Annotated in this window: 23 protein-coding genes; 14 read left to right on the top strand and 9 right to left on the bottom strand. The window is 55.8% G+C overall.

Features of this window, described 5'->3' with window-relative positions; genetic code table 11:
- Position 1 precedes the first annotated feature (1 nt).
- From AB1805_11440 to lpxI, 8 genes are all read left to right on the top strand, one after another.
- The gene (locus AB1805_11440; GenBank protein MEW5746035.1) at positions 2-2983 is read left to right on the top strand and encodes a PilC/PilY family type IV pilus protein; all 2982 of its coding nucleotides are present in this window, start codon (positions 2-4) and stop codon (positions 2981-2983) included.
- A gap of 58 nt (positions 2984-3041) precedes the next feature.
- Positions 3042-3767 carry an Ig domain-containing protein gene (locus AB1805_11435; protein ID MEW5746034.1) on the top strand — a complete coding sequence of 242 codons (726 nt, stop codon included), beginning with the start codon at positions 3042-3044 and terminating at the stop codon, positions 3765-3767.
- Between the two features lie 294 nt (positions 3768-4061).
- A complete protein-coding gene (gene bamA, locus AB1805_11430) occupies positions 4062-6314 on the top strand; it encodes an outer membrane protein assembly factor BamA (protein ID MEW5746033.1) in 2253 nt (750 codons plus the stop codon).
- Between the two features lie 117 nt (positions 6315-6431).
- On the top strand, positions 6432-7022 hold the full coding sequence (locus AB1805_11425) for an OmpH family outer membrane protein (GenBank protein MEW5746032.1): 591 nt from the start codon (positions 6432-6434) through the stop codon (positions 7020-7022).
- Between the two features lie 69 nt (positions 7023-7091).
- Entirely contained in the window at positions 7092-8114 is a 1023-nt protein-coding gene (lpxD, locus tag AB1805_11420) for a UDP-3-O-(3-hydroxymyristoyl)glucosamine N-acyltransferase (GenBank protein ID MEW5746031.1), read from the top strand.
- A complete protein-coding gene (fabZ, locus tag AB1805_11415; protein ID MEW5746030.1) occupies positions 8111-8542 on the top strand; it encodes a 3-hydroxyacyl-ACP dehydratase FabZ in 432 nt (143 codons plus the stop codon). The genes lpxD and fabZ overlap by 4 nt, the downstream gene beginning before the upstream one ends.
- Positions 8543-8550: 8 nt before the next feature.
- A complete protein-coding gene (gene lpxA / locus AB1805_11410; protein MEW5746029.1) occupies positions 8551-9330 on the top strand; it encodes an acyl-ACP--UDP-N-acetylglucosamine O-acyltransferase in 780 nt (259 codons plus the stop codon).
- Between the two features lie 94 nt (positions 9331-9424).
- Positions 9425-10240: a UDP-2,3-diacylglucosamine diphosphatase LpxI gene (lpxI, locus tag AB1805_11405; protein MEW5746028.1), complete on the top strand. Its 816-nt coding sequence runs from the start codon at positions 9425-9427 to the stop codon at positions 10238-10240.
- An 860-nt stretch (positions 10241-11100) separates the two neighbouring features.
- Here lpxI and AB1805_11400 read toward each other — a convergent pair.
- From AB1805_11400 to AB1805_11385, 4 genes are all read right to left on the bottom strand, one after another.
- Positions 11101-11967 carry a biotin/lipoate A/B protein ligase family protein gene (locus AB1805_11400; GenBank protein MEW5746027.1) on the bottom strand — a complete coding sequence of 289 codons (867 nt, stop codon included), beginning with the start codon at positions 11965-11967 and terminating at the stop codon, positions 11101-11103.
- 185 nt (positions 11968-12152) lie between these two features.
- Positions 12153-13340, bottom strand: coding sequence for an HD domain-containing protein (locus AB1805_11395; protein MEW5746026.1), 1188 nt, complete (start codon positions 13338-13340; stop codon positions 12153-12155).
- 43 nt (positions 13341-13383) lie between these two features.
- A complete protein-coding gene (locus AB1805_11390) occupies positions 13384-13578 on the bottom strand; it encodes a CooT family nickel-binding protein (GenBank protein ID MEW5746025.1) in 195 nt (64 codons plus the stop codon).
- Positions 13571-13984 carry a DUF3842 family protein gene (locus AB1805_11385; GenBank protein MEW5746024.1) on the bottom strand — a complete coding sequence of 138 codons (414 nt, stop codon included), beginning with the start codon at positions 13982-13984 and terminating at the stop codon, positions 13571-13573. Before AB1805_11385 ends, AB1805_11390 begins: the two co-directional genes overlap by 8 nt.
- A 107-nt stretch (positions 13985-14091) precedes the next feature.
- Here AB1805_11385 and AB1805_11380 point away from each other — a divergent pair, with 107 nt between their 5' ends.
- Entirely contained in the window at positions 14092-15309 is a 1218-nt protein-coding gene (locus AB1805_11380) for a DUF401 family protein (protein ID MEW5746023.1), read from the top strand.
- Positions 15310-15665: 356 nt separating this feature from the next.
- Here AB1805_11380 and AB1805_11375 read toward each other — a convergent pair whose 3' ends face one another.
- The 4 genes from AB1805_11375 to serS all read right to left on the bottom strand — a co-directional run bounded on the left by AB1805_11375 (position 15666) and on the right by serS (position 18248).
- On the bottom strand, positions 15666-15875 hold the full coding sequence (locus AB1805_11375; GenBank protein ID MEW5746022.1) for a hypothetical protein: 210 nt from the start codon (positions 15873-15875) through the stop codon (positions 15666-15668).
- Entirely contained in the window at positions 15850-16137 is a 288-nt protein-coding gene (locus tag AB1805_11370) for a BrnT family toxin (protein ID MEW5746021.1), read from the bottom strand. Before AB1805_11370 ends, AB1805_11375 begins: the two co-directional genes overlap by 26 nt.
- Before the next feature lie 7 nt (positions 16138-16144).
- The gene (locus AB1805_11365) at positions 16145-16594 is read right to left on the bottom strand and encodes a hypothetical protein (GenBank protein ID MEW5746020.1); all 450 of its coding nucleotides are present in this window, start codon (positions 16592-16594) and stop codon (positions 16145-16147) included.
- A 388-nt stretch (positions 16595-16982) separates the two neighbouring features.
- Positions 16983-18248, bottom strand: a complete 1266-nt coding sequence (gene serS / locus AB1805_11360) for a serine--tRNA ligase (GenBank protein MEW5746019.1) — start codon at positions 18246-18248, stop codon at positions 16983-16985.
- 76 nt (positions 18249-18324) lie between these two features.
- On the opposite strand from serS, the gene AB1805_11355 reads away from it, so the two are divergent.
- From AB1805_11355 to dinB, 5 genes are all read left to right on the top strand, one after another.
- On the top strand, positions 18325-19905 hold the full coding sequence (locus AB1805_11355; GenBank protein MEW5746018.1) for a flagellar hook-length control protein FliK: 1581 nt from the start codon (positions 18325-18327) through the stop codon (positions 19903-19905).
- A gap of 5 nt (positions 19906-19910) precedes the next feature.
- Positions 19911-20177, top strand: coding sequence for an EscU/YscU/HrcU family type III secretion system export apparatus switch protein (locus tag AB1805_11350; protein MEW5746017.1), 267 nt, complete (start codon positions 19911-19913; stop codon positions 20175-20177).
- A 159-nt stretch (positions 20178-20336) separates the two neighbouring features.
- A complete protein-coding gene (locus tag AB1805_11345; protein ID MEW5746016.1) occupies positions 20337-20996 on the top strand; it encodes an endonuclease III domain-containing protein in 660 nt (219 codons plus the stop codon).
- Positions 20993-21922 (top strand): hypothetical protein, encoded by a 930-nt coding sequence (locus tag AB1805_11340; GenBank protein ID MEW5746015.1) that lies wholly within the window; start codon positions 20993-20995, stop codon positions 21920-21922. Before AB1805_11345 ends, AB1805_11340 begins: the two co-directional genes overlap by 4 nt.
- A gap of 84 nt (positions 21923-22006) precedes the next feature.
- Positions 22007-23047: a DNA polymerase IV gene (gene dinB / locus AB1805_11335; GenBank protein MEW5746014.1), complete on the top strand. Its 1041-nt coding sequence runs from the start codon at positions 22007-22009 to the stop codon at positions 23045-23047.
- 34 nt (positions 23048-23081) lie between these two features.
- Here dinB and AB1805_11330 read toward each other — a convergent pair whose 3' ends face one another.
- On the bottom strand, positions 23082-23489 hold the full coding sequence (locus AB1805_11330; GenBank protein MEW5746013.1) for a hemerythrin family protein: 408 nt from the start codon (positions 23487-23489) through the stop codon (positions 23082-23084).
- Positions 23490-23832: the final 343 nt, after the last annotated feature.

Genomic DNA, 23832 nt, shown 5'->3' with positions numbered 1-23832 from the left:
CATGAACCTCGATAAGCATACATTTCTATGTGTCCTTTTCCTCGTACTTTGTGCACTGCCCCTTGCGCATGCCGATGAGACAGCGCTTTTCACCACGATAAAGCCCGATGCGCTCATCATTCTCGATCTGTCGGGGAGCATGGACTGGAATCCCGCAGGCGGGGACGACATATGGAGCAACGCATCCTGCAGCGGGCCTTTTTTCAGCTCTTCGGGTGATGGGCATAGCACGAGGTGCAGCCGTCTCGCCATTGCAAAAAGGGCGATCTTCGATATTCTCGATGACAACGATGACAGCGCCATCAACAACAGCGATGAATCGAGCTTGTCGATACGCATAGGATACATGAGATTCCATGACGGCAATGATACAAGCGGCGACTACGCCACAGGGAATATTCGGCTGGGAAGAAAGAACACCTCGGGGTGCAGTGAGTCTTCCTCGACCTCCAATGCATTGGGGATAGGCTCCTCGTATAGTTATATAAACAGCAGGGTCGACTGTGAGAATGCAAACGGGGGCACACCGCTCGCATCCTCCCTCAACGAAGCAATGCTCTATCTCAAAAACCATCAGGACGCCGATGCCGATGGCCTCTGCCGGAAAAAATTCGCCATCCTTATAACAGATGGCGCTGACACCTATGCCTGCGGTGGTACGGGCGGCGAGACCCAAAGCGACCAGTACAAGAGGAGGAGGGAGACTGTCGCAAAGGCGAAGGCTCTTGCCGACAGCGGATACAAGGTTTTTGTCGTGGGCTTCGGCTCAGCCATGCCCAATTATCTGGAGAACACCCTCAACTGGGCCGCCTACTACGGCGGTACCGACAACCCGCTTATCGCCAATTCGGGGAACACCGGCGCTTATACCATAGAGGGCAATGCGCTCTATCCGTCGAGTGTCAGCAGCTGCAGCGAGACCTCGACTTCCGGCGTATGCCCCAACTGCTTTGCGACCTCCAACGACCCCGGCAGCCTCCCCCTCGCCGGCTACGCATTCCTCGCAGCCAGTGCCGACGACCTTGCCACGGCGCTCAAGCAGGCGTTCAACATCATCAAGGAGGCTAATTATGCCTTTTCTCTCGCGTCGGTCTCGTCGTCAAGAGTGTCCGACGAGAACTTTCTCTACGAGGCCTCGTTCGTTCCCTTGAACAGCGACCCGTTCTGGCGCGGGCACCTGAAAAAGTACGCCATCAATGCAGACGGCTCTATCGGAAACTTTGTATGGGACGCGGGAGCCAAGCTCCAAGCGACAGCAGCGGCATCGAGGAACATGGTCACCTATAAGTCGGGGGCTCTCGTCCCCTTTACTGCTGATTATATCACTGCTGCCGACGTAGGGGTCGCGACCACTGCCGAGAGGGATGCCATCGTCGGATATATACGGGGAGAATCGGACCGCAACCCCGACAACTGGAAGCTGGGAGACATATTCCGCTCCAACCCGATAACGATCGGCACCCCCTCTTTATACTTCAATGATGCGCTCGACAGCAACAATGCCTTTGCCGCGTTCCGCGCCAACCATGAGAGGACTTCGGCCAACGGTAAAAGAGTTGTTATAGCAGGGGCCAACGACGGGCAGTTCCACGCATTCAGGACACTGGACGGCGCCGAGGTCTGGAGCTTTATTCCGCCCAATCTCCTGCCCAAATTAAAAAATATTACCCATGCCGCTCATCCTACGGGGCTCCTCCATCAATACTTTATCGACGGGCCGGTAACCGCTGCCGACGTGTGGCTGGGCACGGGGACAGGAGGAACCAAAGCTGAAGGAGACTGGAGGACATTAGCGGTATTCGGAGAGGGCCGGGGCGGCGGCTCGACACTGTGGAGCTCCTCTTCCTCCTGCAGTTCGGGATTCAGCGCAACGTACTCATCGACCTACAGCAACTTCTGCGGCTATTACACCTTTGATTTCACCGAACCTCTTACTCCCCAGTACAAGTGGCGCATTGCTCCCACCTCTTTAAACGCCCCCTACCTGGGCGAGCCGTGGAGCCGGATGGTTATCGGAAGGGTAAAGTACGGCGGCAATGAGCGGTGGGTCGGCTTTATCGGCGGCGGCTACAATGCCGCCAACTGCGCCGGAGGAGGCTCGTGCGACACGCGCGGCAAGGGCTTCTTCGTGATAGATCTCAGAACAGGAAGTGTACTGTGGAGCTATACGCGGGCTGACAACTCGTCGATGGAATACAGTGTTCCCGCGCCTCCTGCCATTGTCGATACGGATAATGACGGATATGTAGACACCGCCTATATCGGCGACCTCGGGGGCAACATATGGCGGCTGAAATTCTGCACCTCGAGCCAGATGGCTTCCTGCAGCAGCACCTCCTCATGGAGCGGTGGCTTGCTGTTCAATGCGACCGGAAGCCAAGGAGAGGGCGCTCGCCCTGTCTTTAACGCCCCCACCGTTGCACGAGACAGGAGCGGGAACCTGTGGGTTTATTGGTCGACAGGCGACAAGACAGACCCTACTGCGGCGAGCACCAACGAGAAGGTTATGGGAGCTAAAGACAATGACCGCACTAAAGTTTACAGCCTGAACGATTTCGAGAATGTCACTTCTGAACAAAACCAGTGCAACAGCACCATAAAAGGATGGTATATAAACTTTACGGGGCGTGAAAAGGCATTGTCCGATATTGTCGTTTTCGGCGGTGTCGTGTACTTTACCACCTATATCCCTTCAGAGGGCGGGAGCGCCTGCGACCAGGCGGGGACATCGAAGTTCTATGCCATAAATTACGAAACGTGCGATGGCGCACTGGCAAACGGCGCCCGGAGCATCAGTATCGGTGTAGGCATCGCCTCGGGGCCGGTTGTCACCATAGGCCCTGACGGCAAGACGGTGACGCTCTATGTCACCCTCAGCGGCGGCGCCGGATTGAGCGGCGGCACGATAATTCCTCCCGGGCTGTCTTTTCTTCCCTCTCCGAGCGCCAACATGCTCTACTGGAAAGACAGGAGAGTACGCTAAGAGGTGACGACACCTTGCTGAAAGAGCAGACCGAGAGTAACGGTACGGGGAGGATAGAGTGAAAAGGCATACTGCATATCTGCTCATCATCGTTGCTCTCGTGCTCCCGGCGCTCTTTTACTCCCTTACCAGTAAGGGAACCGTGGAGCAGAAGGGGGTTGCCAGTCCGAAAATGGAGGCAGCTCCCTTGCAGCTGATCAATGAGCCTGTCACGCCCTTGAGAGAGGAGACGAGAAAGCGCCCGACCATAGGATCGATTGTGCTGACTCCTCAGTCCTCAACCGTTACCGACCAGATCAAAGCTGAAGTGACATCCGCCTCCGGCGAAATGAATGCTGTTGTCTATTCGTACCAGTGGAAAGTTAACGGCAGGATTATCAAGGAGGCACAAGGAAATACCTTGCCCTCCGGCCTTTTTAAAAAGGGGGACGTAGTCAATGTAAGCGTGGTCCCGCATGCTGATGAGGAGGCCGGGCATGCACGCGAGAGCGGCTATCTTTACATCCAGAGCGCCCCCCCTTCGCTCGAATTGAAGGAGACGAAACAGAAGGTGGACGAGAGCATCGAGCTCCAGCTGGTCGGGAGCGATCCGGATGGGGATAAGATCACCTTTGCGCTCGAGGAGCCTCTTCTGGAAGGGATGTCCATAGAAAAGGAAACGGGAAGGATCGTATGGAAGCCCCAGAAAAGAGAGAAAGGGGCCTATACCTTTAAAGCCTCTGCAACCGACACGGACGGCGTAAAGGCAATCAAGCTCTTTCAGTTCGCTCTTGCTGATAATTGATTCGATAAGCCTCCCGAACGCTGTTCTCTAAAAGGCCGACGAGAGCTGTTCACCGGCATACTGCCCGCCTTTTCCCCCCGGGCCCTTATGAAGAGCCGGGATATTTCCCTCTGAAAGTCTGCGCAGACAGAGTGGATTTTCTTGATTACTATTGTGGTATACTAACCGGCAGTGTAAAAGTACATATGTATTCTGCACACTTGGAAATCCCGGCAAGCGTTACGCTTGAGCCATCTTTAGTGAAGAGAGGGGCCGGAAAGGGCCGGTCGGCCCGACCGAATAGATGAATTGAGCATGAAGACAAGCAAAGCAATTTCTTGTATCATTGTAATAGCTGCCGCCCTTTTTCTCGGGACCGCTTTTGCTGAAGAGCTGCCTATAGTGACCGCCGTAGAGGTCAAAGGGGTCAAGCGTATCGAAGAGGGCTCTGTCAGGGGGAAGGTCTCCCAGAAGGTCGGGGAGCCGCTCTCGAACGAGAAGACCACCGAGGACATAAAGGCGATCTACCGGATGGGCTATTTCGATGATGTCAATGTCACCATCGAGCCCTTCGAGGGGGGGATAAAGGTCACCTATGTCGTCAAGGAAAAGCCCACCATCATCAAAGTGGACTTCCAGGGAAACGAGGAGTTCGATAACGACAAGCTGAGGGAAAAGATAACGCTGTCGCCCGGCGCTCTTTCGGATGTCACGCTCATCAATGACAATGCCGGGAAGCTGCGGGCCTTCTACGAGGACGAAGGCTATTATCTCGCGCGGGTCGTGCCGGTGGTGAAAAAGGTCGACGAGGGCGAGGTCACGGTCACCTACCAGATTGACGAAGGCCGGAAAGTAAAAATAAAGCAGATCAAGCTCGAGGGGAACAAAGCTCTCTCCTCGCGCAAGATCAAGAAGGCGATGAAGACCCGGGAGCGGTGGCTGTTCTCGTTCGTCACCGGCAGCGGCTACTATAAAAAGGATGTCATGCGGGCAGATATCGACCGTATAAAAGACCTCTACTACGATAACGGGTACATCAAAGTGGCGGTCGGCGAGCCGAGGCTCCAGCTTACGGATGACAAGCGGGGCATGACCATTACCATCCCGATCGCGGAAGGCGAGCAGTTCAAGGTCTCTTCGGTCGAGATCGCCGGCAACAAAGTATTCCCCGAGGCGACGCTGCGCCCCCTGATAAAGCTGACGCCGGGCACGGTCTTCAGCAAGTCGGTCCTGACCAAGGATGTGTCGGCGCTTACCGACCAATATGCGAACAACGGCTATGCCCTCGTCTCTATCTTCCCCGACCTCGTTCCCGATGAGCAGAAAAAGGAGGCGAAGGTCGTTTACCGCATCAGCGAGGGCGAAAAATACCGTGTGGGCAGGGTCGAGATCTCCGGCAACACCAAGACGAGGGACAAGGTCATCCGGAGAGAGGTCAGGCTCGACGAGGGGGACACCTTCAATGCCTCGGCGCTGAAGAGGAGCTATGAGCGGCTGAACAACCTCCAGTACTTCGAGACCGTTGACATCGCGCCGAAGCCGAAGCCGGAAGAAAAACTGGTCGATCTCGATGTGACGGTAAAAGAGAAGCCCACGGGCTTCCTGAGTGTCGGCGGCGGCTACAGCTCGGTGGACAAGTTCGTCGCCATGGTCGACGTTACCCAGGGCAACCTCTTCGGCAAAGGCCAGTATATAAAGCTCCGCGGCGAGCTTGGAGGCCGGAGCTCGTTCTATGAGCTTTCGTTCAGGGACCCCTGGTTCCTGGATAAACCGCTCTCGTTCGGCGCCAGCATCTATAAGACCGAGCGGGAATACGGCAACTTCGACCGCAAGGCAACGGGCTTCGAGGTATCGCTCGGCAAAAGCTTCTGGGAATACTGGGGCGCATCAGTAGCATATAATTTCGAGAACGTCGAAATATTCAACATTAAAGAGACCGCATCCCTGATAGTGAAGGACCAACAGGGGGAGCGCCTCACGAGCAGCGTCGGATTCTCTGTTGCGCGCGACACGCGGGATAATTACCTCGATCCTACGAGGGGATCGAGGAATTCCGCTCGCTTCACCTTTGCGGGACTGGGCGGGGATAATGCCTTTATCAAGGGAGTCTATGATTCGAGCTGGTACTTCCCGGTATTCGATGTAACGACCGTACACCTGAGGGGGAGTATCGGCTACCTGACGGGCCTTTTCAATAAGAAGATTCCCTTGTACGAGCGGTTCTATGTAGGAGGCATCTATACGATACGCGGCCTCGGTTACGGAGAGGGAGGCCCCCTCGATATCAACGGTGAGCCGATCGGCGGCGAGAAGCAGCTGATATTCAACGCTGAGTACATATTCCCCATCGTTTCGGAGTACAAGTTCAAAGGCCTCGTCTTCTTCGATGCGGGACGGGCCTACGATAAGGGAGAAACACTGGGCAGCGACCTGAGATACACCACCGGCTTCGGTATCAGATGGATATCCCCCATGGGTCCCATCAGGATCGAGTGGGGATACAACCTGGACAAGAGACCGGGTGAATCGGAGAGCAAGGTGGAGTTTACCTTCGGGTCATTCTTTTAACAGAGTACTTACAGGGGGGCGGACAGCGTCTGCCGGTGGCTGGAGCCGGACTCCACGCCTGCGCAAGGGGCCGCTGCCCTCTTCCTATCCGGTAGGAATCAAACGTGGAGGAACGAAATGAAGAGAATTCTGGCGGTAATGGTCGTAGGATTTTTCGTCGCACTATCAGGAGTGGCAGGAGTGGCAGGAGTGGTCGGTGCTGCGGAGGCCGAGGTGAAGATAGGGTATGTTGATATAGATAAGGCGGCGAACGACTCGGAGGAGGGCAAAAAGGCGGTCTCTACCCTCAAGGACTATATGGCGTCGAGGCAGGCGTCCATTAACGAGAAGGGGAAGGCTATCGAGAAGATGAAGAGCGATATCGAGAAACAGGGCGCCGTCATGTCGACTGAGGCGCGGAAGTCCAAGATCGAGGAGATCGAGAGGGCAGAGCGCGACTTCCAGAGAATGCTCACCGACGTCAACCAGGAGCTCGAGAAGAAGCGGAGAGAGCTCACCGAATCGGTATATAAAGAGATCATGGGAGTAATCGAGAAGATCGGGCAGGAAGAGAAGTATTCCGTCATCATGCCGAGCCAGTCGCTCCTCTTCGCCGAAAAATCCCTGGATATCACCGATCTCGTGATCAAGCGCTATAACGAGGCAAAGGCAGCCTCGAAGGCGGATGCGAAGGCTGAGCCGAAACCCGAACCCAAGAAGAAAAAGTAGCAGCCTCGCTGTTTTGCCTGACATCCCTTCCGGCGTCGTAGAGGCCGGAATCGCAGAGGAATCTTGCACATGAAACTGCGGGACATAGCCGCCCTCGTCGGCGGTGAAGTGCGGGGAGACGGAGACACCCCTATCACTGGTGTTGCAGGGATCACCACTGCCCGGGAAGGTGATATCACCTTTATCGCCGGACCCAAGATGGTACCTGCCGCGCGGGAGAGCAGCGCTGCGGCGGTGCTCGTGAAAGAGTTTGACGACAGCCTCGCGAAGCCGCAGGTGCGCACCGGGAATCCCCAGCTCGCCTTTGCAAAACTCCTCGCCCGCTTCTATGTGAAACCGCATTCTCCCCGGGGGATCAGCAGTAACGCTTCTGTTGCGGACGACGCGGTCATCGGGCAGGACGTTTCGATCTACGACTTCGCCTTTATCGCTCCGGGGGTGCGCATCGGGGCGCGGAGCATCGTCTACCCAGGGGTCTTTATCGGCGAGGGCTGCACCATTGGCGAGGACTGTCTCATCTACCCGAACGTGACGATACGCGAGGGGACGAGCATCGGCAACAGGACTATCATCCATGCCGGTGCGGTTATCGGCTCCGACGGGTTCGGCTATGTCTACGACGCCGGCAGCCACTATAAGATACCCCAGGTCGGCGCCGTCATTATCGAGGACGATGTGGAGATCGGCGCTAATACCGCCATAGATCGCGCAACGACGGGGGCCACGGTCGTCAAGAAAGGCACGAAAATAGACAACCTCGTCCAGATAGGCCACAATGTGCAGGTCGGCAGAAATGTTATAGTAGTAGCTCAGGTAGGGGTCGCCGGCAGCTCGGAGATCGGCGACGGCGTCGTGCTGGGGGGGCAGGCAGGCGTTGCCGACCATACCCGCATCGAGGCCGGCGCCATGATCGGAGCCCAGTCCGGCGTTCTCGGCCAGGTGAAGCAGGGTGTTTATTCCGGGAGCCCGATCATGCCGCACCGTGAATGGCTCAAGGCGAGCGCGGTATTTGCCAGGCTCCCTGAGCTCAAGAAGAAGATCGAAGAACTAGAGAAGCGGTTACAGACTCTCAGCACCCCGGAGGAGCAATGATCGACGTTAAGGAAATCATGTCCATACTGCCCCATCGCTATCCCTTTCTGCTGGTTGACAAAGTTACGGAACTGGAGCCGAACGTGCGGGCTATCGGGATAAAGAACGTCACTATCAACGAGCCCTTTTTCCAGGGCCACTTTCCCGGCAACCCGGTGATGCCCGGCGTGCTCATCGTCGAGGCGATGGCGCAGGTCGCGGGCATACTGGCGTTCAAGTCGGGCGTCCACGGAAAGACCGTCTATTTCATGAGCATCGAGCGGGTGAAGTTCCGGAAGATCGTTTCTCCCGGGGATCAGCTGCGCTTCGAGATCAGCGTAATCCATAAGAGAGGGGCGGTCTGGAAATTCTCGGGCAATGCCTTTGCAGGAGACAAGCTGATGTCCGAGGCTGAGTTTACGGCAATGGTCTCCGATAAAGAGCTCTAGGAGGAGAGATGCCGAAAGAGATACATAAGACAGCGGTGGTGAGCCCGAAAGCCGAGATTGCCGACAATGTTTCGATCGGGCCTTACTGCATCATCGGCGAGGACGCCGTTATTAAGAAGGGAGCGAAGCTGCAGGCGCACGTTGTCGTCGAGGGCAGCACCGAGATCGGGGAGGACTGCATCATCCATCCCTTTGCCACAATCGGCCTCGCTCCGCAGGATCTCAAGTACAAGAACGAAAAGACCGGCCTGCGCATCGGCAAGCGGAACATCATCAGGGAATATGTCTCCATCCATCGGGGCTCTGTCGGGGGCAACGGGTTCACCGAGATCGGAGACGCCAATTTTCTCATGGCGTACGTCCACGTCGCCCACGACTGCAAGATCGGCTCGTCGAACGCCCTGGCTAATGCCGCCACGCTCGCGGGCCATGTCATGGTCGAGGACTTTGCTTTCATCGGGGGGGTTGTGGCGATCCACCAGCATACGCGCATCGGCTCCTATGCAATGGTAGGCGGCTTCAGCGGCATAGGGCAGGATATCCCCCCCTACACCATGGCGTCGGGGGCACGGGCTAAATTGTACGGACTCAACAGCATCGGACTGAAGAGGCATGGATTCTCCGATGAGACCGTCAACCTGCTCAAGAAGGCCTACAAAATCCTCTTCCGCGAAAAGCGGACGCTGACCGAGGCGCTGAAGAAGATAAAGGCCGATCTGCCGGATACGAAAGAGATACGCCACCTGGTAGAGTTCATCGAAAAGAATAAACGGGGCATATGCAGATGAAGCAAATCCTAAGTCCTAAGCGCGAAATTCTAAACCTCTTGAATATGAAGCTTTCGGAGTCGTTTCGGATTTAGAGCTTCGAAATTCGAATTTTATGAAGACTATTGGTATCATTGCCGGCACCGGCGACCTCCCGAAAATAATTGCACACGATGCGCGCAGCCGCGGCTGCAGGGTGGTCACCGTTGCGCTCGAAAGTCTCGCCTCGCCGGACATGAACGAGCTCTCCGACGAGATACGATGGATCAATGTCGGCAAGCTCGGGGAGCTTATCGACACACTGAAACGCTCCGGGGTCAGGGAGGCGATCATGGCAGGAAAAGTCCCCAAGTCCCTTCTTTACAAGTCGAAAGTCACTCCCGACCTGAGGGCGATGAAACTGCTCTTCTCATTAAAGGATAAGAGCGACGACTCCATCCTGAACGCGATCACCAGGGAGCTCGAGGGCGAGGGCATCAACATCATCGACACCGCCTCGCTGAGCCCCCACCTGCTCACCCCCGAAGGGGTGCTCACCGACGACAAGCCTTCCAAAGAGGAATGGGGCGATATAGCCTTCGGCTGGAACGTTGCAAAGGAGATCGGCAGGCTCGACATCGGCCAGACGGTGGTGGTGAAGGGGCAGGCGGTCATGGCGATAGAGGCTATCGAGGGGACCGATGAGGCCATACTCCGCGGGGGGAAGTGGGCAGGCGACGGCGCGGTTGTGGTAAAGGTGAGCAAGCCCCACCAGGACATGCGGCTCGATGTCCCGGTGATCGGGCTGGCAACCCTCAATACCATGATCACCGTGGCGGCCCGCGTCCTGGCTGTCGAGGCCCGCAGGAGTATCATCGTAAACAGAGAGGTCATGATCAAAGAGGCTGAAGAGGCGGGCATCACGATCGTGGGATACACGGGGAAGCGGTAGCATGGCATACCTGTCGACCATCAAAGAAGGTATTCAGACGGTCCATAAGAACTGGCAGCTCGTTTTCGTGCAGCTCGCGTCGGTGCTGCTGAGCTGCATCAGCTTCTTTCTCATCGTCGGCGTTCCTATCGCTGTCGCCTTTATCATGTTCGGTCTCGACCTGACCGAGATACTGCGGCTCAAGGACATCGTCAGTGCACTGAAGGGGTCTGCCGAGCTGCTCAACAAGTATTTCGGCATGGCCCTTGTCATCATAGTAGCGCTCCTCTTCTACGTGATCGTTATTCTCATCGTATGGGTCTTTACGCTCGGAGGGACCATCGGGGTGCTCGCCAGGGCGATCGCGAAGAGCTCCGAGAAGTTCAGTCTCTCCCTCTTCTTCTCTGAAGGGAAGGCGCTCTTCTTCCCCGCTTTCGTCTTCTCGAGCCTGATCGGCCTGGTCTTCATCGTCCTCGCCTTCGTCCTCGGGCTTCTGGGAGGGGGAGCCTCTACCATAATCGATCTGGCGAAAGGATACGAGGCGACCTTGGGGCTTTTCCTCGGGGTCTTCTTTTCTCTCGTGCTGCTCTCCGTAGGGTTTCTGCTGATCCTGGTGACCCTGTCGGTAACGGTATACGGCGCTGCCTATCTCGCTTTCAACCGGCCGAAGCCGCTGAAGGCCCTGAAAGAAGCGGTGCGTTATCTCTATGCCGAGCCCTCGGCGCTCGTCTTTTACGGCATACTGCTGCTGGGGTATATGCTCGCAGGATTCCTCGTGATCCTGATCGGCTCGCCGCTCGCGCTCGTTCCGGTCATAGGGCCGATCATCTCGCTGCCCTTTCAGCTCGTCTCCTATATCATTCAGGGCTACATCAGCCTCATCATGCTCTCCTCGGCGTTTCACTACTACCACAAGACCGGCCCTGTTCCACCCGCTTCTCCGTCCATTCAGGGTCCTGATACTTCTCCCGCAGAAGCGCCCGGGCAAGCGCCTCCTCCCGGGGGGACGGGAGAGCAGCCGCAAGCGTAACGCCGAAGGTCCGCTCAAAGGATTCCTTAAGAAAGCGCTTGAACAGCTCCGGGTCGAAATCAGGGACTGATTTTCTGAGGCCATGGATGCCGGCGCGGAAGTCTTCTTCGGAATTACTTCTTCCTCCTCGCCCTTCCGCGCTCTGTTGATTGAACACCGCCTCAAGCAGCTCCCGATCTATTGCATAGGGAATCGAGCCCTGCTGAAGGAATCCGTCCTGCCATCTCTTCTGTGCCGATCCGACGAGCTTCACCCCCTTCGAGCTGACTTCGCCATACGATGCTGACTCGAAACAGAGCGGGCTGCGGGTCAGGACGCCTCCCGGCTCCCTCTCGCGTTTCATCTCCACATCGAGGCCGAGCATCGCAAGCGCTTCGATGACGGCCGTGCCGAGCTTCCGGTAGGTGTCGAGGAGTCCGCTCGAGAAAATCCCCTCGTTTCTCGCTGAGAAGCTGTAGGTGAGCTCATCGCCATGCACGATGCCCCTTCCGCCGGTAGGCCGCCTTACGACCGGGATAGACCGGGCAGCACAATAGTGCGCGTCGAGGTCGGTGAAGCGCTGAAAGGAGCCGAGGCTCACCGCGGGCCCGGTCCATCCATAGAGCCGGAGGGTGGGAGGAGCAGCGCCCTCCCTTACGGTCGAGGCAATGGCTTCATCGGCTGCCATGTTCCAGGCAGCCTCGCCGGGACCGGAATCGATAAGACGCCAGATAGCCATTTTAGTGGCAACCACCAAACTCCAAACACCAAGCTCCAAACAACCTTGAACAGCCGGAACCTACATGCGAACCAGAAAATCCCAGGTCGCTTTGACCGTCCGAACCTTTGCATCCTTTTACGTTTTGAGCTTTGGGCATCGGGTTCTATTTGGAATTTGTGGTTTGGGATTTGAAATTTATATTTTTATTCGAAGTCTGCGTATATTTCGCCGAACTTGATGCCGGCGATCACCGATTTTTTGTACTGCCCCTTGAGGGAGGTCTTCCCGTGCTCGAGCTCGGGCGAGGTCATGCCGTTCTTGATAGCCATGTACGCCTCGATGAACGCTGCCAGATGGTCTGCTGCCTTGACTATCTCCCCATCCCTTGGATTATAGCCGTCGGCATTGAAGTTGGCGCTTATATCGGCGGAGGTCATGTTTTCCGTCCTGCCCTCGATGGTGACGATACTGTCGAATTCGTTTTCGGCAAACATCTTCATGTCGGCATGCCACTCTTCCGGGATGAGCGCATAGACCGCCTGCTCCATCTGCTCTTTCTCGTACTCCTTGATAAGCTCGTTCAGCCCTTCGATCGAGTTCTTCACCGGAGAGATGATGTCCCTCGTGAGGACTTCGGGCAGATCGTGAAACAGGCCGGTGAAATAATTATTGACGCACCGCCTCCTGCACCCCTCGATCTCCAGGGAGACGAGGTAGGATACGATGGCGACGATCAGCATATGCCCGAGCACCGACGTCTTGGGAATCCGGTGTATATGGCTCCATCGCAACTGGAACCGCAGCTGACCGCAGAGGTCGATGAAGTTCCTCAGGTTCGAATAGAGCGCCAGATGCTGGATTCCCTTCAGATCATAGTACCGCTCCTGCTTCGTCTGCAGGTCGTGCCTGATCTTGTCGATCTCATATCCCCCGGGATTTGCGCGTTCTATTATATTGAACTCCCACTTGGTGGCATAGAAATGAGCGGCGCTCAGGATTCTCTTGTTCAGGGTCTCGCTCGAATCCGAAAAATAGTCCCTGAATCTCCTGCAGAAGCCGTCGCCCAAAGGGGAGATGAACGGCTCAAGATTGTTATACACCCACTCATTGAGCTGCTTGTACTTGTCCCTGTCCTCTTTGATCTTATAAAAGATCTGGGGTTTCAGATCGGTAATCACCAGCCGCTGCAGGAACTCGAAAAAGCCGCCCTCGATGATCTCGACCCAATCAAAACCGGGCTGCGCCTCCTCGAACTTGCCGATGGCATAGGCGATGATCATCTTATGCGCCTGCTTGTCGAGCTCCCGGAGCTCGACAGGGCGGATCTTGTCGTTCCACCGCTGCATATTAGCGGCATCGAACATCTTCAACAGCAGCGACTTTCTGATCATAACCGTAACGATGAATCCGGTGTCCGCCTCGGGCGGACCGGGTTCAGGATTTCTTCTCCTCCAGGATGATCCGGTGGCGGAGCAGCGAGACCTCCTTCAGCCGCCCCTCGAAGGTCTTCTGCTCTCCGAAGAGGTTCTTGAGATATATCGTATCACCTTCGGGGATCATCACGTCCACGTTCTCCAGGTAGAGATCCTCTTTGCCGTCTCTCAGGATATACGCATTCGCTTCACACATGGGCAACCTCCTTGATGCTCTCGACTAAACGCTCGATAAGATGAGGGAGGGGCTCTCTGGTGACCCCCAGCACCTCAACCCCCTCCTGGTTAAGGGGAATAATAACCTTTCTCGCCGGTGATGAGGCGATGGCTTCCGCCATGCGGGGCGTAAGCTCGCCCAGCATGCCGTTGGCGAGCACGATGCTCAACGGACCGGCAATGATATCGACCCGGGGGGCGTTCCAGACGATGGCGTTCTCTCCGGTAGCTCCCTTGTTGGCCCGTGACTTCATCATGACCGAGGTAGCGGTCGAGTTGGTCCCGAGCGCGATAATTTCGACCCGGTCGCCGAGCACCTCGCGCAGCCGCTTTATCACCAGGCTGCCGATCCCGCCTCCCTGCCCGTCGATAACCGCTATCTTTATCATAAACTTAAGTATACCTCAAATACAGGAGCAGAAGACAGCTGTCAGCCGATGGCTGAGGGCTGATCGCTGACTCCTGCTTCTTTGTCCTCATGCTATAATTGGAAATGCTCGATGTCCTCAAAGTCTCTGCCGTCTTTGTTTCCATGCTCGTGCTGCTCCGGTTAAAAGTAAGCATCGGCCCTGTGCTCATCCTCTCCTCCGGACTCCTGGCCCTCCTTTACGCCATGCCGCCGCAGACTTTTGCAATGACTGCTGTGACAACGGCTACCGACCCGGTGGCCGTAGAGTTCTTCCTCGCGCTGACACTTATCAAAGTGTTCGAAATGATCCTGAGAGAGCGTCAGGTCCTGGCAACGATGATGGAGACCTCGCGGAGCTTCCTGAGGAAAAAGAAGGCGGTTATCGTTTCTATGCCCCTTCTGATCGGGATGCTCCCCTCGGTCGGAGGGGCCTATTTCTCGGCGCCCATGGTCGACGAATCCTCGAAGGGACTTCGCATGTCGCCCGAGGAAAAGAGCTTTGTCAACTACTGGTTCAGGCATCCCTGGGAGACGGTGCTTCCCCTCTATCCCGGCATCCTCCTCGCTTCAGCCCTGACCAGCATAGAGCTCAGGAACCTGATAGCTGCGAACCTGCTGTATGCGCTCATCATACTCGTCACCGGCTTCGCTTTCAGCATGCGGCAGGTGAACGGGAGCTATCGTGCGGAAGTACGGGAACGCGGAAGCATGAAAGTATTAGAGGGTAAAAGCTCTTCCGGTCTGGCGAGCTTCCTGCCTGTCGGTCTCGTGCTGGTGCTCGTAATGTTGATGCATGTCGAGCTGTACTATGCGCTCGGCATAGCGATTGTGCTCCTCCTTTCGTACTACAAATACGGCTTGAGAGACATTTTCAGGGTTCTCAGGCATGGATTCACGCTTGATATCATTATCCTCATCTTTGGCGTCATGCTCTTCAAATTCACCATGGAAAGCTCAGGGGCTGTAGGGCAGCTGAGCAGTTATCTCACCGAAAAAGGCATTCCGCTGCTGCCCATCCTCTTCGTCCTGCCCTTTATCAGCGGTCTCCTCACCGGCTTTACGATCGGCTTTGTCGGCAGCACCTTCCCGCTCATCCTGAGCCTCGCCGGCGGCGCGCACCTGAACCAGATCACCTTCGCCTTCGCCTCGGGCTTCGCCGGCGTGCTCCTCTCGCCGGTGCACCTCTGCCTTGTGCTGACGAGGGAATATTTCAAGGCGGACATGTGGGGAGTCTACCGCAGGATTATCCCCGCAACGCTCATCATGCTGGCAGGCGCAGCGGCGCAGTACTTTATTTTATAGCCTCTGCTTACGCTGATGACTCTTTATTAAAAGTTATGGTATTATTTTTTAATAACGGCTCACCCGACTAAAATTGTTTTATTAAACGGAAGTGATTATAAATCAAAAGGATATAGGCGGAATCGACTAAAGTATCATCCTCCACTGCGGCGGCTGCTTTGCATCATCTGCAGACCCTCGGCATTGTGCGTGAATTTACCGGGCGTGAAAGAAACCGTTTTTATATATACGATAAGTACGTCAAAATCCTGAGCGAAGGAACGGGGCCTTTGAAAGAGGGATGACGCGCGGCTGACCCGCGGGCGAAGCCCGGACGGAGTCGAGCCGCATGTTGGAAGGAATGCTTCGATAGTGGGCTAGGCGAATTTCTTCTGTTTTTTGATGATTTCAGACAAGGAACGCAGTGCTTCATTGACTGAGTCGTGGTCTGGGAAATATCTCGCAACATCAGGTTCAATTACTATTACATTTGTACCTTCTGCATAACGCTTCGCATATTTGCCGCGAATACCTTTGCTGAAATCATATTCCTCAAGCATGTCAGGGTCTTTTCGCATTTTCTTCATATTGGTTCCTTTCATATTTCGTCGCTTTTCTTGCGCTAATGATTCTTATACTGTCGCCTCGTTCTGCATGAACGACTACAAGCAGGCGATTTTGATAAGAGGTGCCGATTAATATTTGTCTATGCTCATCCTCTGAATGAAGCGGATCATAAATTGTAAGAGACAATGTATCTTTGAAGGCGGTGCTCGCCTCATCAAAGGTAACGCCATGAACTTTGATATTCTTTTTTGCCTTTGCCGGATCCCACTCGAAGGAAAGCATGTCTCACCTATACTCTTACAGATTTCCGAATAATGTCGCCATAATTCGGGAATTTCTTGATGAGCAAGGCTATTAAATCTTCTGCTTTCGATGGAGTCAGAAGGCGGTCAAACTCATCCGCTGTTATGCCCAGTTGACGCCCGTATTTGTCTTGAACTGTTTGTTGGGCAACGTTGTGCTTTCTGGCGATTAAGCGGGTTGCTTCATTTCGCGTGTAATTTCCGCTCTTTATAAGGCGGACTACTTCCAATATCTGTTGTAAGGCTATAGGTGTACCAACAGGGAAAAGAGTGGTTATCTGATCGGCCGCTTTTGCTGATGTGGTAATAACAGGTGTCCGGCCATTTTTTAATAACTCGCGTCGCAAAACACTGTTTGGAGTATCTTCAAAAGGTTCTGCTCGCCTTTTTAAATATTGGAAAACGTCATCATCAATTTCAATTGTATGACTTTTCATTTGAATCCTCCGGTCACCCTGGAATACTTAAAGCATACTACAAGTACTTTAAGTTTGCCAAGTGTCCATTCGATTCACGGATCAACAATGAGTTCACACGCCGCCTAGCGGTCAACGTGGAATGACAGGTTAAGAAAAAATATTCAGGGTTTCCTTTCATTTTTGTTGACTTGCGAATCTGTTTAGTGATTGAGCGACTTCACTTCCGGGCCTGAAAAAGGGCCATACAGCCCACTACGCCGACAGAACTTGTGGAACCGAAGAAGACGCCACCGGGGCTCAGTCTCGTTTTGATTCGTTCGAAGACATCTCTTTTGTCGTGCTCATGGTACCCGGCAAGCAGTGGAGGCTGAAATAGACCTTTTATAGAAAGTAAGTGTAGGTTGGATTACTTTATGATCTCAACCCCCATATACGGCCTCAGCGCCTCGGGGACGACCACCGTACCGTCCTTCTGCTGGTAGTTTTCGAGCACGGCGACGACCGTCCTTCCGATGGCAAGCCCCGATCCGTTGAGGGTGTGAACGAACTCGGTACCTTTCTTGCCCTCACGTTTGAAGCGTATGTTGGCGCGCCGCGCCTGGAAGTCCTCGAAGTTCGAGCATGACGATATCTCGCGGTATTTATTCTGTCCCGGCAGCCAGACCTCGATGTCGTATGTCTTCGCCGACGAGAAGCCCATATCGCCCGTACAGAGCACGATGACGCGGTAGGGAAGGCCGAGCTTCTGGAGGATGCTCTCGGCGTCGGCCGTCAGCTTCTCGAGCTCATCGCAGGAGTCTTCCGGCTTGCTGAATTTGACCAGCTCGACCTTGTTGAACTGGTGCTGGCGGATGAGGCCCCGCACATCCTTGCCGTACGACCCTGCTTCGCGCCTGAAGCATGGCGTATATGCGGTGTAGTAGAGGGGAAGCTGCTCTTCCCTGAGGATCTCCTCTCTATGCAGATTCGTCACCGGCACCTCTGCCGTAGGGATCAGGTAGAACTCGGGGTCGGCTATCACAAAGTATTCACCCTCGAACTTCGGTATCTGACCTGTTCCTATCATGCTATCCCTATTAACCAGAATCGGCGGGAATATCTCCTTGTAGCCCTTGGCAGTGTTCATATCGAGCATGAGGTTCATCAGCGCCCGTTCGAGCCGCGCTCCGAGGCCCTTCATGACCGAAAAGCGCGCACCCGCGATCTTGGAGCCTCGCTCGAAGTCGACGATATCGAGGGGCTCGGCAATATCCCAGTGGTTGAGCGGCGTGAAGTCGAAGGTGCGGGGCTCCCCCCATTTCCGCACCTCGACATTCTCTGTCTCGTCCTTGCCCACCGGCACTGACTTGTGGGGAATGTTCGGTATGTTCAGGAGAAACTGGCCCGCCCTCTCCTCGATCCCCCGCAGCGAATCATCGATCTCCTTGATCCTGTCCGACACCCCTTTCATCTCTGCTACGAGGCTGTCAGCGTTCCGGCCCTGGCGTTTGAGCTTCCCGATCTCCTCCGAAACCGTGTTCCTCCTGCTCCTGAGGTCCTCCGCCTCTCTCATGAGCGTGAGCCGTTGCTCTTCGAGAGAGAGAAACTCCGAAAAATCGATATCGGCGTTCCTTTTCTCGAGAGCTCTCTTTATGACATCGATGTTCTCCCGCACAAACCGTGCATCGAGCATGACCGTCTCCTTAGTTCACTTTTTTTGAAAAATCCCGAAAAATATAGGAAATACTAAGGATATAATAGACCGGTCCATGATTAATTTCAAGATTACCAATCTCGGTGACGGCTCTCTCACGATCGGCAAGACCGACGGCCAGTCACTCACGCTGAAGGCCGGCGATACCATCCGCGCAGAGATTGTGGAGGTGCAGCCCTCGGGCAGTGTCGTCCTCAGGGTGCGCGGCAATCTCTTCTCGGCGCAGACAGAGGTCCCCCTCGAAAAGGGCAGCACCGCCTTCTTCAAAGTCACCGACACCCCGCTCTCGGGTAAGGAGTTCAGGTTCCAGTTTGCAGGGTATGCCGAAGCGCCGGAGGCTCAGGGGAGCGGCATAGCAAGGGGTTTCATGACGACCCCCGAGGGGCAGCTCCTGAAGGAGCTCATGCAGCAGCTCTCCGCCAGTCTGCCCAAGGGCATGACGCCTGCCCCCGATGCGCAGCGCAGCATACCGCAGCAGCCCGCACCACCCTTGCCGGAAGGCATCCCCCTCGACAAATTTCCCCTCGAGAAGATCGAACAGCTGCTGAAAGCGCTGCCGTCGGATATAGCGGCGCTTCCGAAGGAGATCAGAGCACAGCTTCAGGACCTGCTCGGCGCGAGTCTGAAATCAACGGGCCAGAGCATACAGGCGCGTCTCGACAGCCTCCTTCAGCAGCTCCCCGAGCCGCTCCAGAAGAGCAGCGTCGTCGAGAATATCAGGAGTGCCCTGACCGTCAGCATCGATAAGCTCCTTGCAGGCCCCCTCAAGGAGTCGCTGCTGAACACCGGCATCGCCCTCGAGGCGAAGCTGAAGGCCCTCGTCTCCTCCCTGCAGCTTCAGCGGCTCGCCGATGCAGTGAGCGGCTCGCCGCAGTCTCCTGCCCAGACCACCGTACAGAACCCTGCCTTCGAGCGTGAGCTCACCTCTGCCCTGATGAAGGAGATGATGAATCAGGCATCCGTGAACGAGGCGGACAAGGGCAAGCAAGATGCTTCGGGCCGCCCCCTTGTGAAGCCTGAAGAGCAGGCAGTGGCGCAGCAGAAGGGAAATACTCATGAGCCTTCGGCGATAAAGCATGACCTGAAAGCAGCCCTGCTCGAGTTAAAGCAGGTCCTGAGCGAAAAGGGCGCCGCTGTTTTGACAAGCGCTGAGGCAAAGGGTCCGGCGGAGCCGGCATCGTCCGCTGCCGCTTTAAAACCGCTCCAGGCTGCGATCGACGGGCTGCTCAAGGATATCGAGACCTTCCAGGCCCTTTCGAAGACGACCGACTCCTTCTACACCTTCCTCCCGATCAACTGGAAACCCCTGAAAGACGGCGAGATCGCGTTCAAGAAACGGCAGGCGGATGCCCGGGGAGGCGCTTCCTGCTCGTGCAGGATAAACCTCGCCTTCGAGCAGCTGGGAGACCTGTCGGTAATGGTGATTGTGCAGGATAAAGAGTTCTTCGTCTCCTTCAAGGCCGATCAGCCGGCGCTGCATGCCGCACTCGATGCAGGGCTCGACGACCTCAGGGACGCCTTCAGGCAGAACCGGCTCAACCTCAAGGCAGCGCATATGCTCGACAAGAACGACCGCTCGCTGGAACAGCTCGAGAAGCTCGATTCTTCCGAGGGAATCATCAATATAAAGGCGTAGCGGCTATGGCAGAGCAAAGAAAAAAAGCGGCGGCATTACGGTACCTCCCCCAGAAGGATGCCGCGCCGAAGGTTGTAGCCAAGGGGAGCGGAGCGATCGCCGAAAAGATCATCCAGCTCGCGAAGGAGCATAACATCCCGCTCAAGGACGACCCCCAGCTCGTCGAAGTCCTCTCAGCGATCGACCTCAACAAGGAAATCCCCCCCGAGCTCTACCGTGCCGTTGCAGAGATCCTCGCCTTCATCTACCGGACCACGAAGAAGATATCGTAAGTGATCACACGCTTTAAATTCTAAACACGAACTCCTGACCTTTAGACATCTCTGCCTTTAGCGTCACTAACACCCCTCTCTCCGCTCATTTCGCTAGATGCTTTAGAAGAATTATATATTCCGGATTGGTCGTTTGGTTGCTATAATAAAGAAGCCCGGATGAATACGAAAAGAAGGCTCCTTAAAATATATGATTCGCTCTTCTCGTTCTACGGTCCCCAGCACTGGTGGCCGGGCGAGACCCCTTTCGAGGTCGCGGTAGGCGCTATTCTCACGCAGAACACGAACTGGACGAACGTTGAGAAGGCGATCGCGAATCTCAGGAAGGCGCGGCTCCTTTCCCCGAAGGCGCTCCGCGCGCTTCCGACAGAGAGACTAGCGGCGCTCATTCGGCCTGCCGGATACTTCAATGTCAAAGCAAGCCGGCTGAAGGCCTTTCTCGATTTTCTCGGAGAACGTTACGGCAGCAGCATGGACCGGATGCGAAAACAGGATATGCAGCTGCTGCGGGAGGAGATGCTCGGGGTGAAGGGCATCGGTCCGGAGACAGCGGACTCGATCCTCCTGTATGCGCTCGACAAGCCGGTCTTCGTGATCGACGCCTACACGAAACGCGTGCTTTCGCGCCACGGCATACTGGATCTCGATGCATCGTATAGGGCGTACCAGGACCTCTTTCATCGGGCCTTCGATGAGGATGTCCCGTTCTTCAACGAATACCATGCGCTGATGGTGATGGTCGGAAAGGACTTCTGCAAGCCCGAGCCCCGCTGCGAGCGCTGCCCGCTGAGGGAGAGACGGCCCTCGCGTTCCCGATGATCCCTGTACGAAAGAGAGCCCTTCCCGCTGCTCTCCTCCTGTGCGCATTTCTTCTCTTCCGGCCTGCCGCCGCTGATGCGATCGAGTCGTGGACTGCGGGAGGGAAGTCGCTCTCGCATAAGTATGCCGAGATCGAGGACAGACTGCTCAAAAACCAGTTCGACCTTCCCCTCTACATAGAATCATCGGATAAGGATAAGTCGCTGCGCGTCGATGTATACGGCATCTTCGACTACCCCTTCGATGAGGTACAGGCAGCCCTCCTCACTCCGGCAGGCTGGTGCGACATCGCCCTGCTCCATATCAATATCAAGGCATGCACCTTCGCGAAGCTGGACGGGAACTGGCTCCTGACCTTTTATAACGGCCGCAAACACTACCAGGCGCCTGAGGAGACTTCTCCGCTGAGATTCACCTATCGTCCCGGCGCCACGGGGCCTGGTTATTTCACCATTGTGCTCTCCGCGGATGAAGGTCCCTTGCGGACCAAGGACCACAGGATGGCGCTCGAGGCGATGCCGCTCGGCGAGGGGAAGACGTTTGTCCATCTGAGCTATGCGTATCGTTACGGCTTCTGGGGACAGGTGGCGATGAAGAGCTATTTCTCGACTATCGGGAGGGATAAAGTAGGCTTCAGCGTTACCGGCGCCGACAGGGAGGGGAACCCCGTCTACGCAGCCGGCGTCAAGGGCGCTATCGAGCGCAACGCCGTCCGTTATTACTATGCGATCCTGTCCTATCTCGATACCCTGAAGGCGCCGGAGGACCAGCAGTTCGAAAAGCGCATCGAGCGGTGGTATGACCTGACCGATCGCCACAAGAGACAGCTGCATGAGCTCGAGCGGAGCGACTATCTTCTCAACAAGCGGCAGGAGTACAAGAATCAGCTCATACTCCAGCGCGGCGCACCGCTTCTCCATCAGTAGCGCCTGCCTCATGCTTGAAAACTCTGCGGTATTCACCGGGAGCTTCCCATTGCTCCCCTGCTCCTGCTAAGGTACATCACTCCTATGCGTCGAATCCTCCATATGGACATGGATGCCTTCTTTGCCGCTGTCGAACAGAAGCGCCGGCCCGAGCTCATCGGCAAGCCGGTCGTCATCGGAGGTTCGGGAGACCCCGGCTCGCGCGGCGTTGTCTCGACCGCTTCGTACGAGGCCCGGAAGTACGGCATCCATTCCGCCATGCCCCTGAGGACCGCCTACAAGCTCTGCCCCCAGGCGATATTCCTCCCGGTGGACTACCGGGAGTATTCGCGGGTATCGGCCCAGTTCAAGGCGGTCCTCAGGGAGATAGCCCCTCTGATGGAAGACGTCGGCATCGACGAGGCGTTCCTCGATCTGTCGGCTCTCGACCAATCCTCCGAAGAGATCGCCGCACGGATAAAGGAAGGGATCAGACAGGCGGCCGGCCTGACCTGCTCCATCGGTATCGCGCCGAACAAGCTCCTCGCGAAGATCGCGTCGGACATGCAGAAACCCGATGGCCTCACCATTCTCGGAGAACAGGACGTAGAGCAGCGCGTCTGGCCTCTGCCTGCCCGCAAGCTCTGGGGGGTCGGGCCGAAGACCGAGGCCGCGCTCAAGGAAATCGGCATCGCCACCATCGGCGAGCTCGCCGCCATGCCGCTCCAGGAGCTCGTCATGCGCTTCGGCCAATCCTACGGACATTATCTCTACGAGGCATCGCGGGGCATCGACGAGAGCCCGATCGTCACCCACTGGGAGCCGAAGTCGACGAGCAGGGAGACCACCTTTCAGCACGATATCGGCAACTGGCAGGAGATCGCGAAAAACCTTGCCGACCTCTGCAGGGAGGTCTCGGACAGCCTCAAGGAGACCGGGTACAAAGGCAGGTCGGTGACCGTAAAGGTGCGCTACAGCGACTTCAAGTCCGTGACCCGGGCAAAGACGCTCGACGAGCCGACCAGCACCCTCGAGATAATAAGAAAGGCCGCCTTCGACTGCCTGTCCAGGGTAGAGCTGAAAGGGAAGAAAATAAGGCTCATAGGGCTGCGCGTCGATAAGCTCGAGAAGCACGACGGAGGGTAGAAGTCACTCTACGCTCAATCTGTGAGAATGCCTATTACGCCCGGGCTTCGATTTTGCTCTTCAGAAACTCACCCATACGCTTATCGACCGACAGGATATGCTTGCGGAACCAGAAATAGAGCCAGACCACCATATCCGTCCTGACCGCCTCTCCCACTTTCAAGTAGTCGTGCTTCTTTCCGGCAAGCTCCTCAAAGAATTTTTCGTGCTGCGCCCTGTGAACATCATAGGCAGGATAGGCGTACTTCTGCATATATTCTTCTTCAGTGCTGAAATGCGTGTTCACATAGTTGTCGAGGAACCTGAATATCTCTTCAATGTTCGCGGACGCTTTTTTCTGCTCCACCGCTTCCTGAAGGTTGTTGAAGAGCATAAAGATCTCCCGGTGCTGGTTGTCTATGGCCTCTACGCCTATCACTAATTCCTGCGTGAACTTTTCCATGGCTTCAGCCTCCCTGGCTTGTTGCAGCATAGAGATGTGGACCGGCGGAAAAGAGCATACCGCCGTTTCGCTGAAGGATTGTACCACAAGAGGCGGCCTTTCGGCTGATCTCAATCTAACTGGTGATATTCTCAGTATTCTCAGGGCAGGGGACGTCTCAGGGCAGGGGACGTTGATGAATTAGTTGACCTGATTGATGGATTGCGGGATAATATGGCATGCCACGACAAGCGAGACTCGACTATCCCGGCACACTGCACCACGTAATATGCAGGGGAATAGAAAAGAAAGCTATAGTCTCTGACGACAGAGACAGAGACTATTTCATTGAGCGTTTTGGGAA

The organism is Nitrospirota bacterium, from assembly GCA_040752355.1.
In the GTDB taxonomy this organism is placed as follows: Bacteria; Nitrospirota; Thermodesulfovibrionia; order Thermodesulfovibrionales; family Dissulfurispiraceae; genus JBFMCP01.
Note: the sequence above shows the minus strand (reverse complement) of the source record. Positions and strands in the feature narration are given on the sequence as shown.

What these genes read in the sequence shown, in the direction of transcription:
- AB1805_11390 (MEW5746025.1), bottom strand. Translation starts at nt 13,578, where the DNA reads ATGTGTGAAGCGAATGCGTATATCCTGAGAGACGGCAAAGAGGATCTC.
- bamA (MEW5746033.1), top strand. Translation starts at nt 4,062, where the DNA reads ATGAAGACAAGCAAAGCAATTTCTTGTATCATTGTAATAGCTGCCGCC.
- AB1805_11340 (MEW5746015.1), top strand. Translation starts at nt 20,993, where the DNA reads ATGATCCCTGTACGAAAGAGAGCCCTTCCCGCTGCTCTCCTCCTGTGC.
- lpxD (MEW5746031.1), top strand. Translation starts at nt 7,092, where the DNA reads ATGAAACTGCGGGACATAGCCGCCCTCGTCGGCGGTGAAGTGCGGGGA.
- fabZ (MEW5746030.1), top strand. Translation starts at nt 8,111, where the DNA reads ATGATCGACGTTAAGGAAATCATGTCCATACTGCCCCATCGCTATCCC.
- AB1805_11375 (MEW5746022.1), bottom strand. Translation starts at nt 15,875, where the DNA reads ATGAAGAAAATGCGAAAAGACCCTGACATGCTTGAGGAATATGATTTC.
- AB1805_11365 (MEW5746020.1), bottom strand. Translation starts at nt 16,594, where the DNA reads ATGAAAAGTCATACAATTGAAATTGATGATGACGTTTTCCAATATTTA.
- AB1805_11425 (MEW5746032.1), top strand. Translation starts at nt 6,432, where the DNA reads ATGAAGAGAATTCTGGCGGTAATGGTCGTAGGATTTTTCGTCGCACTA.
- AB1805_11380 (MEW5746023.1), top strand. Translation starts at nt 14,092, where the DNA reads ATGCTCGATGTCCTCAAAGTCTCTGCCGTCTTTGTTTCCATGCTCGTG.
- AB1805_11400 (MEW5746027.1), bottom strand. Translation starts at nt 11,967, where the DNA reads ATGGCTATCTGGCGTCTTATCGATTCCGGTCCCGGCGAGGCTGCCTGG.
- AB1805_11370 (MEW5746021.1), bottom strand. Translation starts at nt 16,137, where the DNA reads ATGCTTTCCTTCGAGTGGGATCCGGCAAAGGCAAAAAAGAATATCAAA.
- AB1805_11345 (MEW5746016.1), top strand. Translation starts at nt 20,337, where the DNA reads ATGAATACGAAAAGAAGGCTCCTTAAAATATATGATTCGCTCTTCTCG.
- AB1805_11350 (MEW5746017.1), top strand. Translation starts at nt 19,911, where the DNA reads ATGGCAGAGCAAAGAAAAAAAGCGGCGGCATTACGGTACCTCCCCCAG.
- AB1805_11330 (MEW5746013.1), bottom strand. Translation starts at nt 23,489, where the DNA reads ATGGAAAAGTTCACGCAGGAATTAGTGATAGGCGTAGAGGCCATAGAC.
- lpxI (MEW5746028.1), top strand. Translation starts at nt 9,425, where the DNA reads ATGAAGACTATTGGTATCATTGCCGGCACCGGCGACCTCCCGAAAATA.
- serS (MEW5746019.1), bottom strand. Translation starts at nt 18,248, where the DNA reads ATGCTCGATGCACGGTTTGTGCGGGAGAACATCGATGTCATAAAGAGA.
- AB1805_11355 (MEW5746018.1), top strand. Translation starts at nt 18,325, where the DNA reads ATGATTAATTTCAAGATTACCAATCTCGGTGACGGCTCTCTCACGATC.
- lpxA (MEW5746029.1), top strand. Translation starts at nt 8,551, where the DNA reads ATGCCGAAAGAGATACATAAGACAGCGGTGGTGAGCCCGAAAGCCGAG.
- AB1805_11440 (MEW5746035.1), top strand. Translation starts at nt 2, where the DNA reads ATGAACCTCGATAAGCATACATTTCTATGTGTCCTTTTCCTCGTACTT.
- dinB (MEW5746014.1), top strand. Translation starts at nt 22,007, where the DNA reads ATGCGTCGAATCCTCCATATGGACATGGATGCCTTCTTTGCCGCTGTC.
- AB1805_11395 (MEW5746026.1), bottom strand. Translation starts at nt 13,340, where the DNA reads ATGATCAGAAAGTCGCTGCTGTTGAAGATGTTCGATGCCGCTAATATG.